This is a genomic window from Paraburkholderia sp. UYCP14C (genome assembly GCF_004197395.1).
Taxonomy (GTDB): domain Bacteria; phylum Pseudomonadota; class Gammaproteobacteria; order Burkholderiales; family Burkholderiaceae; genus Paraburkholderia.
In genome coordinates this window covers 72608-86941 of the sequence record NZ_SELS01000034.1, presented here as the reverse complement: position 1 = coordinate 86941, position 14334 = coordinate 72608, and the positions used below count along the sequence as shown (strand labels likewise).

Below are 14334 nucleotides of genomic sequence, written 5' to 3'. Positions count from 1 at the left end.
AATCACCCTGACGCATGCGCGCCAGTACCTGTCGATACTCAAACACTTCGAACCTCCTTCGACTCATCGGCCCTCCGGGCAAAAAGCCTGAAGGTACCGGGTTGCGGAAATTCGAAATGCGTTTCGGGCTGGCACCCGACAGAACACTGAGCCTGCTACGTGGCTCGATTACGCCGATCCTGCGGTGGCTCCAATACGCCGATCATCGAGTGGCCCGATTGCGCCGATCATGCACTGGCTCGATTGCGGCGATCATCCGGTGGCTCGATTACGCCGATCCCGGAATGGCTCGAATATGCCGGTCAGTGACAGCGTCCGGCTCGTTCACGCCGCGGCGGAGCGGCGTGAACATACAATCTAGCGTCACCTGATCAATCGCCTGACCGCGATTCCTGACCTCGATATGGACTTCCGCATCACTCCCGGTCGCTACCACGCGGACCGGGGAATCGAGCGCGCCATATCTGGTGGCGTTGACCACCAGATTACCAACCAGTTGCTGTATACGGTGAGCATCCCAAATCCCGTGCAAATCGCCATGTGCCTCCAAAACGATCCGGTGGCCGGGATGAGCCGCACGCAACTGGTCGACCAGATCGGCAAGCACTTCCGCCAGATCGACGTCGCCGGGGACAATATTGATACCCAACCCCAGTTTGGTTCGATTGAAGTCGCATAGATCATCCAGGAGGCCTTGCATGCGAGCGCCGCTCCTGATGAGCCGGGCGGCAGCCTCCGATACCTTGTCGCCGGCATTGAGCGCCGCAAGATATGACGCAGTCGTCACGATCGTTTGCAGGGGACTGCGCATGTCGTGGCCGAGCATGCCGAGCAACAGATTGCGGGCCTGCTCAACCTGCTCGTTGAAGAAAGCCACCGATTCCGCCAACGCCTGATCTATAGCTTCATTAAACCGGATCATGTCATCCAGATGCGGCGTGCTGGGCTGACATTCGTCCGCCCACAAACGAAGGACACTAGCCCGCAGCGCACGGTATTCAGCGGCCATCTGGTTGATACTGAAGCCGCGTTGCGCGCGCAGCAGGGCATGGGTTTGCGCAGCCGTCTCAGTCGCCTCGATCGGCGCGGGAGCATGACCCAGAGATTTCTCGCGTTGTTCTTGCTTCGTCTGTGGCGTCGATATGTCCTTGGCCACGGCCTCAAGAATCTGCCGTGCGTGATCACGCAAGCCAGACGAATTCATGCTTCCCGCAGCCGGCGTCAAGGTGGATGCGAACGCCTCCCATTGCGCCAGAATCGGCTCGATGTTGCGAATGATGAAGTCCGCCAACCGCATGTGCCCCTCTCTCATTGTTGGCCTTGTAACAGCCGAAGCTTCTTAAGTGCATACATATCCGTGCTCCGCCCCTGACGTAGGCCCGAGATACCATGTTGGCGTATCCGGATAGAGGCATGCCAGCCGATATAACAATTTACCAGTGCAAAAACGCCAGTGGGGGCATCCGCGCGTGTGTACGGAATCCGCGATATCCGTACAGGCCTGACAGGCTTGACAGGAGACGCCTCATGGTGGCGAGTCTCCGTGCCCAAGGGCTGGAGGTGTTTTCTGCTGGTTGCGCGCGAAGTGACGAGCCCAATCGCTTTGGACGCGCAATTACCCTTTCCGTCAGTGATCCAGGCGTCGACCCGTCCAAGCGCGAAATAGCTCGCGCCCGGAGTAAAGAAACGAAATCGCACCGACCAGCAACGCCGCCCTTGCTAGCACAGCGTCGGTATTGTTTAAGTTCTCTTTGGCAATGAACCAAAGCCCCGCGCCGGCCGTCGCGACAACGATGCCGAAAACAAGTCCCCACACCGGTCCCGCCGTTGGCCGGCTACAGCCCGATGGGTTTGGCAGTCGTCGGCCCCTCACCTCTGCTACGCCTCTCCGCAGCCTCTCCACGAAGTTCCAGTTTTGCTTCCCTTCGTCAACCAGGTCCAACTTCAGTTCCCGTTTCCGGAAAGCAAATTTGAATACGCGGGCTGGTTGGACGGCCTCAGCACGGACATTCTTTGGAGGAGAATGGAACAACTTCACTTCGCGGGACGGTCATCGAGAGCAAGGCGAAGCCCACTGATCCAACATCTGCGAGGTGGGCTGATCGCATGTCCTCGTCACGGGTACTTTGTCCTGTGGCTTTTCCGGTTCAGTACAAGTCGATATGGTGCCGTGCCGCTGCCCACGCATTTAAATACTAGTGGGCGACCGACCGGAATAAAGATCTCCGTCCCAAGACGTAATAAATTAGTCACCGCCCCTCTACCAACCACGGGCCAAGATGCGACCCTGTTGACACTGAAACCTTCTGTGGCACCGGCCGCGTCTATTCGGACCGCTTTTTGTAGAGACGCACGCAACCGGAATCAGGATTCCCGTGCGGCCGCGCCAGGATGAGCGGTTTGTTTGCGCTCTTCCAACGCGATGCGGGTTCGTTCGAGTTCCTTAGCAATCAGCCTCTCGTCCGGTAGCACGGTCCGGTACTCGGCCGCCACGATCTTGTTTGGCAGGTTGTCGAGCGCATAATGCGCTTCGGCCGCTCCCTTCTCGGCACACAGGATCAATCCAACCGGTGGGTTTTCACCTAGCTTCATCCAGTGCTCGCGCGCGTAGTTGAGGTACAGGTGCATCTGCCCAGCGTCAGCATAGCTGAAGCGACCGACCTTCAGGTCGACGATCACGAGACACTTCAACCGCCGGTGAAAAAACACCAGATCGACCCGAAACCAGGTGTCGTCGATCCGAAGGCGACGCTGACGGCCGATGAAGGCAAAGTCATCACCGAGCTCGAGCAGAAAGTCCGCGAGGTGTTGGATCAGGGCCGCCTCAAGATCGGACTCGGAGTACTCGTCCCGAATGTCGAGGAACTCGAGGACAAACGGGTCTCGAATCGCCTCCTCCGGCGTCACGGCATCGCCCGGCTGCTCATCGCCAGCCTTCCTGAGGAGGGCCGCTTTGTTGCGAGAGAGGGCCAGTCGTTCGTAGAGCTGGCTGCCGATCTGCCGGTCGAGCTGGCGTACCGACCAGCCCTGTCGCAACGCTTCCGTCTCGTAAAAGGTCCGGGCTGCGGCCGTCTTCACGGAGAGCAACCGGACATAGGCAGACCACGGAAGCGTGAAGTGGCTGGCCAGTGACAGGTAGTCGGACGTCGCCGCTCCCGTGGCGACGGCTCCGTCTGCTGACGGGGATTTTCCAGACGTTGTCTGGAGGTTCCGATGAGCCGCCGATTTTCCAGACAGTGTCTGGAAAATGTCTCCCTCGGGCCACGCGAGGTAGAAGGCCCGCATGCTCGCCAGATTGGCCCGGCCGAACCCGCGGCCAAAACGGCTTGTCAAATCCTCGGCGAGGTGTGCGATGATCGCCTGCCCGTAGCCGGCGCGCGCCTTGCCACCCTGCTCACTACCGACGATGCGCCGCCCGATCTCCCAGTAGGCGGCAGTCATCACTGCATTGACGTTGCGCGCGGCGGCTTGTCGTGCGGACTCGACCACACCGACAACGGCATCGTGTAGCCCGGCGTAGTCGTCAGGCGCGATCAGGAGTTTCGTCATGACGCGTTTACCGCCTCGTTGATCGATTTGCCGGCAGTGAGTTTATCCGTCTTCGCCTCGCAAATATGGATTTCTGCTCCCGTCGATAAAGCGCGGCCGGTGCGGGCCGGGCGGCGCCCTACCGAAATCGTATCGAATCCGGCCAGCCGTATTGGATCGTCGCCTGCGACCGCGTGCGTGGAGACCTTGAACAAGGCGTTCACCTCAGACGTGGCGGTCTTGCTGTCACCGGTGCCCGCAGCCACCCTATCAACGAGTTCCTGTCTTTTCATGGCCGGCCCTGCTCTGCGTGTGAAACCGGCACCCTACCGCATCACGCCGCACGCTGGCAAATCCGCGGCACGCTGGGTCCGGTCGACGTAGTGTGTGCTATGCCCCGTCGACGGTGCGCCGCGGAATTCACTCTCGCATTCGCGGTACGGCGCGCATGTGACAAATAGTTACTGATGCACCCGCGCAACGCGAGGACTATACGAGCAACTGCAATTTAGTTGTCGCGTAACCATCGGTCCGAGTACCACGAAACGCCAACGATCGTCGGCTGGGTAACACCCACGGTGACATTGCGCACGCTAACCGCTACGACTGGTCGATCGGTTGCCTCGCCGACGCCTTCGTGATCGAGTAACAGTACCGGATGGAACCCAGGTTGGCCTTCCCGCGCATTGCGCCCGTGGCTTTCCGGACCGTGAGCATCGAATGAAGCCGACACGCAACGCCGATTCCGTCCCAGGCGAGTGGTACATCGACACAGCGTGCATCAATTGCGGTGCATCGCGTCACGTCGCGCCTGGGCTGATCGTCGAACGAAACGACAAGAGCGTCTTCATGCGGCAGCCCGCTACACCCGAAGAGCACCTCGCTGCCTGGCTCGCGATGCTTATATGTCCTACGGCGTCGGTACGCAGTGAAACGAAGCAGCCTCGTCCGCGCGGCGCGATCTTTCCAGAGCCGATCACGTCGGCTGTGTGGCGATGCGGATTTAACGCGCGGTCGTCGTTTGGCGCGCACTCTTACTTTGCGAAGCGTCCGGACGGCAATCTGCTGATCGATTCACCGCGCCATGCGGCGGAACTCGTGAAATGGTTTGATGACAGCGGTGGTATCGCGCACATCCTTCTGTCGCATCGTGACGATGTAGCGGACGCAGATAAATACGCACGGCAAGTCGGCGCACGCGTCTGGATTCACTGGGCAGACTTGTCGGCTGCGCCCTATGCAACGGACGTCCTCGACGACGGATCGGCGACGGACGTTGCGGCCGGTGTGCGCGCGATCCCCGTGCCCGGCCACACGCGCGGTAGCGTCGTGTACCTGCTCGATGACAGCGTGTTGTTCACGGGTGATTCGCTTGCCTGGAGCCCGCGCGCGCGGGACTTGATCGCATTCAGGGATGCGTGCTGGTATTCATGGTCTGAGCTCACCGAATCGCTTGGCAAGCTATCCGCGTATCGCTTCGACTGGTTGCTGCCTGGTCACGGTTGGCCTACTCACTTGCCGGCCGAAGAGATGCGTGCCCGCCTGCTGGCGTTAGTTGTTCGTATGCGGAAGGGTTGAAGTCGCCGGAATACGCCGTCAGGTATGACATCGTTCTGCTTCATCGGCTTCCGGAACCCACCTCGAAGCTCGCCTTATGCGACAAGGTCGACGGATCCTCGATTGTTTCTTCGGATGCTGTTTCGTAGAACGCCCGCTCTTTGGACGAGCGCGTCTATCGCAACAGCCGCACATAGTGCGTTCAGGACAACGGGAAACACTCGGCTAACTGTTGAAGCGAGAAGATCCGAACCGGTGATCCGGATTTTGTCGTGCAGGCCTGCGTCCGGGATTTCCAAATCAGTGATTCGGAAATCCTACTTGGCCAATTATTCTGGTCAGAGAGAGAGGCTCATCAGCTCTGACGAGGTAAGACTCTCTCCGCACTGCGGAGAGAATCTTCTACCGTATCCCAAACGTTGCTCGCCACTACTCGCGCGATCCAAGGCCGCTCAACCGCGAACAGCTTAATCACTGGGCGGATCGTGTTCTACAACGCAGTCTGGTAGGCCCGTGCCGAGCAGGCCTACCGACACGCGCAAACCATGCAACGCGAAGTCAGAAAAGCTCCCTTTGCCGTGCGTCCCTGACTGGCGGTAACGAGACCCTCGCACGTCGTGCACCACCGCGATGTGCGAGCCTGCGCACGTGTGCAATGAGTTCGACGCATACCTCCCCGATCGCCAGCACCAGTGCATACAGCCGTGCACCTTCGGGGCCGAGCTCCGGGCGCACGCGCAGCGAGGCTTGCAATCCCAGCCGGCGCGCTCGGTCGAGCAACTGGGCGCGGCTCATGCCGGACCAGCAGGCCGCGACGAATCGGGTGACAGAAACTGGAAGCGATTCTGGCGCGCAGTCAGCGGGCAGCGCGAGGGCGACAAGTTCGAGGCGATCGGCCATGCGGGGTGAAGTGAAGGGAGTACGGACCCCATGATCCTGCCGGAAACAACGCTGCACGGCAACGTTCGACGCGACCAGTGCGTTTGAGCACGGCCTCGCAGCATCGCAACCTCACAGATAACGGCTGTGCTTGACCGTTAGTTGCATCTGGCTAACCAAATTGCTCGAACTGGCATTGGCGCTTGCCAATCAGCAGAAACCTGTATATATTTACAGTACTGTATTTAAATACAGTACTGTAGAGCATCTGGTCAGGGCTTAAGCAGATTGGTTTGAAACTAGGCAATGCTATGCGAATCTAGCTCGATGGAGTTTGCCAAGCCGTGGAGAAGACGCAGAAATGATCCTCGCTCACCGGATCGCCCTCGACCCGAACAACGCACAGGCCAAGTATCTGGCCTGTGCAGCAGGCACGGCGCGCTTCGCGTACAACTGGGCGCTCGCCGAGTGGAAGCGGCAATACGAGTCGCACAAGGCCGATCCGACGCTGCCAAAGCCGTCGCAAACGGCGCTGCGTCGCCAACTTAACGCTGTCAAGCGCGAGCAGTTTCCCTGGATGCTTGAGGTGACCAAGTGCGCCCCGCAGTTAGCTATCATCCAACTCGGCGAGGCGTTCAAGCGTTTCTTTTCCGGCCAGAATCGGTATCCGACGTCCCGAAAGAAAGGCGTCGATGACCGCTTCAGCCTTTCCAACGATCAGTTCTCCGTCGACGGTTCACGCATTCGCATCCCCAATCTCGGCTGGGTGCGTATGCGCGAGTCGTTGCGCTTCGTCGGCAAGTTCGTGTCGGCCACCGTCTCGCGAAAGGCCGACCGCTGGTTTGTGAGCATCACCGTCAAGGTCCCCGATGTGTCCCACCTTCCCAAAGCCAAAAACCAAGGCGCGGTTGGTGTTGATCTCGGAATTTCCGTGATGGCGACGCTCTCGACCGGTGAGAAGATCCCCGGCCCGAAGGCGCACACGGCTCTGCTCGATCACCTGCGGCGCCTGTCGCGTGGCCTCTCGCGCAAGCAGAAAGGCTCCGCGAACCGCCGGAAGGCCCGCGCCAAGTTGGCTCGTCTTCACGCCCGCATCGCCGATATCCGCTCGGACGCGCTGCACAAACTAACGTCGGACCTCGCGCGCCGATTCGACACGATCGGCATAGAGGACCTGAACGTGCGCGGCATGATTGCGAATCGGCGCCTCGCGCGTTCGATTGCCGACATGAGTTTTTATGAGTTCCGCCGGCAGGTTAAATACAAGGTCGACATGCGTGGAGGGCGGGTGATTCTCGCCGATCGCTGGTTCCCGAGCAGCAAGACGTGCTCGGACTGCGGCCATAAGGTCGAAGCGATGCCGCTCAATGTGCGCGAGTGGGTATGTCCGTCGTGCGGGAGCGTGCATGACCGCGACGTGAATGCCGCGATCAATCTGAAGAAGATGGCCGCGAGTTCCGCGGTTTCAGCCTGTGGAGAGGAAGGCTCTGGCCGCGCGCGCAAGCGTGCGACGAAACCGGCCTCTGTGAAGCAGGAACCAGACAGCAATCTCGCTGCGTAGCATTAGTCAGCTATGCAGCGGCTTGCGTAGGTTTTGGAGAACGGTCTACAACGAGAAAGACCCCCCGGCAAACGCTTGAGGGGCTTCGCAGGCATGTCGGAGATGCGGCGATCGCCACCTCCGTCGAGCAATGCGCGGGATCAGGCAAACCTTATCTCTCGACCGTCTGCAGACGCCTAGGTGTTAGAACTCCAGAGTTTGCGGCAGCGCGTCGGCACGCGTCTTCTCCGATCGCGGAAAAATCTCTGGCTACTATCCGGAGTATCCTTTCTGCTCGAGCAAAACCCGCAAAACTGGTTGCTAGCTGGTAGGTGCCACCCTCCCCCGCGTGCCTTTCCGCAGCGACGACGGGTGCTCGATTTAGGACCGCGGCTTCACAGCGCAACGATTCGGCGCGGGGTCGGCTCGCGAACCATGACGGTATCAGCTAGCCTGCAACGATCCTGACTTTCGCTGGATCCGGCGTGTTCTTTTACTTCAAAACGGGTAGGGGCGTCGCCGACAGCAGTCTTTTTTCAACTAGCGAACGCGGTGCCTGCTCGCCGTCTTCATCCGCCACTTCTTCGTAATGCTCAATATTTTCGTTGAATCGTGGCATCTAAGACGCCGCTATTACGTGTCGCTGGTTTCGATCGGCGCCCGCGAGTCGGCGAGTCTGCTTGAGGAATTCAACGGCGCCTCGCTGATTTCGTTGTTCGCCGTCTCCTCGCCTGCCTCGCGGCCTTCCGCGGCTTCCTACGCCGCATTCGCAGTATCGCTGAAAACGCTCAAGCATAGCCTCCTCGCCGTCACATAGGTTTCGCGTCCTGCGAGCGTACTTGTCGCAAGGTCTCGACGTAGGCCAGTGCGATGCTCCGGTTCCGTTTTTAGGTTTTCACGGATAAGCAACCACAACGTCTCGTCCACCGGCTAGTCGAGGAGTCTCGACCGACCCCGATCCCGGACGCCACTCGACGAGATGCCCTTGTCCAGAGGCAACACTTGCTTGGGCATATTCGTCACCTGACGAAAGGCAAATGAGCTGCCCACTCGTCTGAAGGGGCAGGTCGGTCAAAAAGGTCTGGTTCGGAGCGATCTTCGGTTAACTGGGGGACCTGTCCGGCACGGACCTGTTCAAGCAGCTGTGGAGGCAACCAGGTTTCCTCCAGTGCGCCTATACCCTCTTCGATGAGTCGTTGGAGGAAAAAAGACTGCTTACGGCCGCTAGTCTCGGCGAGCAATCGAAGTCTGCGCTCGACGCTCGGGTCTATCCGAACCGCGACAACCTTAGAAGTTTCCAAGCTCTTTGTTCGTGGCAAAGCGGACACCTTCCGTTCAAAGGGTCTGCATTGTAGACCCTAGCTTCTGTGCAATGGGCGGCCGGAACGCCAAGCCAAGCCAAGCCAAGCCAAGCCAAGCCAAGCCAAGCCAAGCCAAGCCAAGCCAAGCCAAGCCAAGCCAAGCCACTATAGTCTCGATGATTCGCGGGTTGTCCTTGATGTCCACGAATTCAAGGACGCACCGACGAACGTTCGCGCAGGGTCTCCATTTCGTAGAATTCTCGGGCGACTTCCATCTTCACGGAAAGCAGGCGAACGCCAAGAGAGGAAAAACCTGTGCGACAAAGGACAGTTCGGAGACAATGCGCGCTGGTACACCCGTGACCATTGGCCCCTGCGCTGGCGATCATTCAGACAGCGTCTGCAAAATTCTTTCAGGCGACCAGGCCGGGTAGCAAGTCCGCATCTACGCCGCGCGCGTGGATTCCACTACGTCCGCGATCTCGCGGGTGTAGGTTCCTCATGAACGTCTGCGGAGTTTCTTGTCTCGTCAAGACGCATTCACCGCATCATTGACGGAAAGCCCCTCGAACAGCCGCGAGCAGAAATTCGCAGCAGCGTTACAAATTACGTAGTATTCGCTACGTTTAGTCCATCCCGACGTCGAAGGCTCGGTCCGAGCGACAGCTTGCAGCCTTTTTGCCGGTCATATGGGAATTTGGCCGTGAAACAATTGAGGGGGAAGTCGAAAGAATCCCTGACAGACGGGGCTTTGGAGGCAGCGGAAATTGTTCGCCAATGTTTCACGGAAGCGGCGCGCCAATCTGCCGCGAAAATTCCGAGTTTCCAACTAAGCCTCCGGTCCGCAGGACAACAATTTCTTAGTTATGCCAGGCATCTTTGTCGAGGGCAGTTCCGTCCGTGCTATCGATGTGTCATTGACAGCTGCCTCGACGCGCTCGCGATTTCACAGAGTGCGGAATCCCCACAGGCCCCAAATCAGGCGCTGTATTTGGACCGCCCGGAGCGCTTTCTGTATCGCCACTAAAGGTTCGCGATAGCGGGTAATGCCGCCGCAGACCATCCATCGCGCTTGCGACCTCACGTCGAGGACTGAGTCATTTGTAGGGGCGCAGCGATGCGGCAAGATTCTCCAAGCGATACTTGTTCGTGTGTGACAGCCTTCGCCCCAAAGGCCGGGGTTCTTAGAGGAGCATCATGCGTCGTCGCTTCGGTCGGGTTCTTGTTTCCCCGGAGCACCCTGACTGCACTATCTCTCCACAGACCAACGAGGGCATGTCCGGCCCCTCACTGGTCAGAAGCGCTTTGCCGCGGCGACGCACGTTGATTGGGTCGACCACATCGACATGGTTCCCGTACCCGCACGCAATCCAGAGGAATTCCGCCTGTTTGGTGCGGTTATTGCCGAGACGTGCCCCCAGCACGGGCACGTCTGGCTCGCATGTCGCGGCGGCACGGAAATGAGCCACCCACCCTGCCACTTGAGCTGGTGATCCGGTTGAGGCCGGAAGTCGATCCAGCGTTGATCGGGAATCGCTTTTTTGCCCGGATATCCGTGCGGGCCCGCAGTCGACTTCGACATGTTGCGCGCCGTCCTCGACACACATGAGTGCGTGGTTTTGGCTGATCGGGGCCGAGGCCTCGTAAAGGTAGTTGCGACACACGTTGGCGATGCGGACGTGGACGCGCTGGATGCGCGCCTTCTGTTTCTTCCAGTTGCTGCTAATTTTGGCCTTGCGACTCAGGCTGCGCTGGGCGCACGCGAGATGTTTCTCGTGCCGCCTGAAGTTGTTGAGCGGCTCCAGCTGCAAACCATCGGATAACGTGGCAAACCGGCTAATACCCACGTCGATGCCGACAACCGAGGTTGCCTGCGGAAGAGGCTTCGCGACCTCACGCCGTGTCGGGATTGAGATGAACCACTTTCCCGCCGAGTGGCTGACCGTGACGCTGTGCAGTGCGCCTAGCACCATGCGACTCTCGCGGTGACGTATCCAGCCGACCTTGGGCAGGAAGATTCGCCCGTTACTCTGATCGAGCCGGATCTGTTTCGGATTGGGGTAGGGGAAGGTGTCGTACTGGCCTCGCTTCCTGGACTGCGGGAGCGTCGCGCACTTCTCGAAGAATCCGGCGTCCGCGCGTCCAAGGTCATTCACGCTCTGTTGCAGGGGTGAACTGGGTCGTCGGCCAACCGTGCCGTTTCTCCGCTATTGCGCCACGTGGGTGAGTTCCTTACACAACCCGGCGTGGCCAAGCCTAGCGTTTGAACTGCTACGCCAGCGCCTTGTTATTGACGAACGGGCAGGCACCAGCGATACGGCATGAAGCGCATTGGCACGCCGTTGGGCATCAGTTCGAATGTATAGGCCTGAAGTCGTTGCACGCAGGCAATCGCATCAGTGTTGACGCGGTGTCAAGAACACCCTTTGGCGTCCGCGCTTTCTTTTCCTCCGGCGAACGACGGGGCTTGGCGCGCGTGCAGGCCAAGCTCGATCTGTTGTCGGGAACACAGATCGCGAATCGACTTGGTCGCAGCCGACGCAATGATGCTCGCCACGTTCGGGAGCGGACCTTTAAGTCTCTTCCTTGAAGACGACGTATCGACCGCTAGCTGCAACGGGGCGGACCTTGCGCCCTTTGCAGTGCCTTCACCGCGCCCCGGAGATGCCTCGATGCGGCCTCTGGACCTCAAATGCTGAGTCGTGTAATTCAGACTTACCGGCGACGCAGCGCGCGAGAAAAGACGTGTCCCAACTTGGGACACTCGTTCAGCAAGTCGGAGCGTCGCTGCCACTTTCAGTCCCCGACAACACAAACTCCCGAATCTGCTGCGGGAGGTGATCTCGAATCGCTGAGCTTTGCCGTGGCAGAGGACGCGTGTCCCAATTTGGGACACACCAACGGCCATCAATTAACGATGGGGCTCCCCAAAAAAAGTGCCCGCTTGGGGCACTTTTTATCGATTGCTCTCAATCAGCACTGCTGTTACCGGCAGAAAAAAGCTCCGCTATGAGCTTCCGTATCTGCTTCTCCTTTTCGTCCGAAAGCATTCCGGCTCGGATCTTCACGGTAAATCCCACAGCATCTTTCGTAATCGACCCGGCCTGGTTCTTTCCCGCAAATATCTTCTCGATGCTGCGGTCACTCACACCGCGTGATCCATTGTCCCCGCTTTGAATGGCTTGCTTGATCGTTCTCGCGAGTTTCGATTGATCGAGTTCCCCCGACACCACTCTTCCCCATACCTCTCGAGCGACGTCGACCGCTTTCTCATTCTTGTCCCGCAAGACCGACACGAGCCCCTCCGCGGCAGTTGCCCCCAATAGCCTGGGCTGTATGTCCAGATCCTTGACCACAAAGTCCGGAAGATCAGAAAAAGCGAGGAAGCGATACAGTTCCGAACGAGAAATACCCAAACCTTCCGCCATACGCTTCCGGTTGGGAAATTCCTTCTCTGTGCTACGGATAGAGCGAGCGATCTCGTAGTCGGACAGGTCGTCGCGCACGACGTTTTCCACAAGGGCTAACATCGCCATCTCTTCATCCGAAAGATCGATGATGACAGCCTTGATCGTCTCCTTACCGATCATCTTGTGGGCGCGCCAACGTCTCTCGCCGGCAACAATCTGATGGCCATGCGCCGCCCGCCGAACCACGATCGGTTGAACCAGTCCCGCTTCGCGAATCGATTCCGCGAGTTGCCTCAACTTCGCTTCATCGAACACCTTCCGTGGCTGCCACGGGTTAGGAACGATGTCCGCAACGGTAACGTCTGACGCTGTGCCTGCCTTCTCAAGTTGAACAATTCGCTGTTGTGCCTGAGCCAACGCGCCTGCCATCCCTGGGGCGGTTCGCGGGCTTGTGGGTTTTTCTTCCTGCTGGTCAAGCTGAATGTCCTTCGCGGCCCGGACCTCGGCAGTCTTGCTCATCATGCGCTCACGCAAGTTGCTCATTGTCCAGCCCTCCATTGCGCGACATATTGATCATCGATCCACTTGCAGTAGTCCAGCAGCGGTTGCTTCACCCGGGCCAAAGTTTTCGCAACAGCATCAGAACGCGATAGGTCGAAGACCGTCGAGAAGGCTAACGCGCCGTTGCTCATAACGGAACTGGCCGGGACCTCCGTTGTGTTAAGCCAGTCCCCGTATGCACGTTGAGACCACGAGCGGACGACCGGCGCTGATGATGTTGTTCCATAGTCCACTCGAGACAGGAGGACAGAGATGAAGTCGTACGTTTTATCGACCTCATGCTCCACAAAACCATGCGCTACCTCGGCGAACAGAGACCAGAAAGATACCGAGGAGATAAAGTCCAAGCTCTCCGGAACCAACGGCATAACCATCGAATCTGCCGCCATGAGACCATTAAGGGTCATGTAGGAAAGAGACGGGGCGGTGTCCAGAATGATGTAGTCGTATTGGGCCCGGAGCGGTTCAACTCCCTTGCGAAGGACAGACCAGAATTCAAAGCCTGGGTTTGTCTGCTGCGCAGTAGGAAGATGAAATTCAGCATCATGAAGGTAATTGTGTGCAGGGATGACGTCTAGGCCATCCCAATATGTGCTTTGAACCTTCGCTGCGAGCCCGCCTTCGATGTTCGGGTCATAAATGAAAGGGAGGACCGTGTCCTCCCACGTCACGTCTTTTTCCGCGTAGAGCCCGCACAGCTCCGAAAGGGACGCCTGCGGATCGAGGTCAATGACAAGGACCTTGCGACCACGCAAGCTCAAACCTTGCGCAAGACACATGGTGGTAGTGGTCTTACAAGACCCCCCTTTGAAGTTCGCCGTGATCAACACGCGGCCACGATGTTCCCGCGTGCCGGTGACCAGCGGAGTCTGGTAGATGTCAGATACTTGCTGCACCCACGTGCGAACTTCTTTAAGAGAGAAGATGCGCGCCCTGCCAGTACCATGCGCCATACCCGGCGGAAGCTCACCGCCTTCCTTGGTCGCCAGATAGTTAATTTTCTGGCGGTCGATACCGCATAGCTCTCCCAGCTCGCCAATTGTGAATACTGGAGGATTCTTGCGAGGTCTCGGAGCTAGAATTTGGTCACGCAGTTCATTCGCCATCACCGACAGGCGTTCAGCGAACTCCCCCAAATTGGAGAGCTTCACGCGCCTGTCTATCCCGGGCAATTCGCTCAAATTCATTTTGCAGTTCCTATGTTTTATCGACGGTGAGATGATTTCTTCACGCTCACCATCTGTTTCTACGGTTTCTATTGGATCACGCGTCGAACCGTAGAATACTCATCCCACCAGAGAATTGCCAACGAAATCTGATCATAAAAGTAAGGACGATCGCCCCGAACAATTTTTCCCTTTTCTTTCAATAGCTTATCTGATCTGATTAGCGGACGACTTTAACGAAAAATCGCAGAAGGGGAGCGAGGGCCACCGGGACCGGCGTCGAAAGGCCAACCATGCCAACACAGAACGCCTCACCTTATCGTGGCAAAAGCGGCGAAATTTGGTCCCCCTTTTGTGCGTCACACAATTTTCCTCACCTTCGCTGAAGGCCC

10 protein-coding genes are annotated in these 14334 nt (G+C 58.5%); 3 read left to right on the top strand and 7 right to left on the bottom strand.

Features of this window, described 5'->3' with window-relative positions; all coding sequences use genetic code 11:
• Window positions 1–268: 268 nt before the first annotated feature.
• From EVC45_RS27105 to EVC45_RS27095, 3 genes are all read right to left on the bottom strand, one after another.
• Window positions 269–1297, bottom strand: coding sequence for a sensor histidine kinase (locus EVC45_RS27105; protein ID WP_129961283.1), 1029 nt, complete (start codon window positions 1295–1297; stop codon window positions 269–271).
• 1067 nt (window positions 1298–2364) lie between these two features.
• A complete protein-coding gene (locus EVC45_RS27100) occupies window positions 2365–3549 on the bottom strand; it encodes a YhcG family protein (RefSeq protein ID WP_129961282.1) in 1185 nt (394 codons plus the stop codon).
• Window positions 3546–3821 (bottom strand): HU family DNA-binding protein, encoded by a 276-nt coding sequence (locus tag EVC45_RS27095; RefSeq protein WP_129961281.1) that lies wholly within the window; start codon window positions 3819–3821, stop codon window positions 3546–3548. Before EVC45_RS27095 ends, EVC45_RS27100 begins: the two co-directional genes overlap by 4 nt.
• Before the next feature lie 427 nt (window positions 3822–4248).
• Between EVC45_RS27095 and EVC45_RS27090 the strand changes: the two genes are divergently transcribed.
• The 3 genes from EVC45_RS27090 (at window position 4249) to EVC45_RS27080 (ending at window position 7525) form a co-directional block, all read left to right on the top strand.
• Window positions 4249–5106, top strand: coding sequence for an MBL fold metallo-hydrolase (locus tag EVC45_RS27090; protein ID WP_129961280.1), 858 nt, complete (start codon window positions 4249–4251; stop codon window positions 5104–5106).
• 726 nt (window positions 5107–5832) lie between these two features.
• A complete protein-coding gene (locus tag EVC45_RS45765) occupies window positions 5833–5994 on the top strand; it encodes a hypothetical protein (RefSeq protein WP_168991544.1) in 162 nt (53 codons plus the stop codon).
• 331 nt (window positions 5995–6325) lie between these two features.
• Window positions 6326–7525: an RNA-guided endonuclease TnpB family protein gene (locus EVC45_RS27080; RefSeq protein WP_129961278.1), complete on the top strand. Its 1200-nt coding sequence runs from the start codon at window positions 6326–6328 to the stop codon at window positions 7523–7525.
• A 472-nt stretch (window positions 7526–7997) separates the two neighbouring features.
• On the opposite strand, the gene EVC45_RS47690 is transcribed toward EVC45_RS27080, so the two are convergent.
• The 4 genes from EVC45_RS47690 to EVC45_RS27055 form a co-directional block, all read right to left on the bottom strand.
• A complete protein-coding gene (locus EVC45_RS47690) occupies window positions 7998–8123 on the bottom strand; it encodes a hypothetical protein (RefSeq protein ID WP_306770796.1) in 126 nt (41 codons plus the stop codon).
• A gap of 1866 nt (window positions 8124–9989) precedes the next feature.
• Window positions 9990–10961, bottom strand: coding sequence for an RNA-guided endonuclease TnpB family protein (locus EVC45_RS27065; protein ID WP_129961276.1), 972 nt, complete (start codon window positions 10959–10961; stop codon window positions 9990–9992).
• A gap of 813 nt (window positions 10962–11774) precedes the next feature.
• Window positions 11775–12758 (bottom strand): ParB/RepB/Spo0J family partition protein, encoded by a 984-nt coding sequence (locus tag EVC45_RS27060; RefSeq protein ID WP_129961275.1) that lies wholly within the window; start codon window positions 12756–12758, stop codon window positions 11775–11777.
• A complete protein-coding gene (locus tag EVC45_RS27055) occupies window positions 12755–13963 on the bottom strand; it encodes a ParA family protein (protein WP_129961274.1) in 1209 nt (402 codons plus the stop codon). The genes EVC45_RS27060 and EVC45_RS27055 overlap by 4 nt, the downstream gene beginning before the upstream one ends.
• Window positions 13964–14334 lie beyond the last annotated feature (371 nt).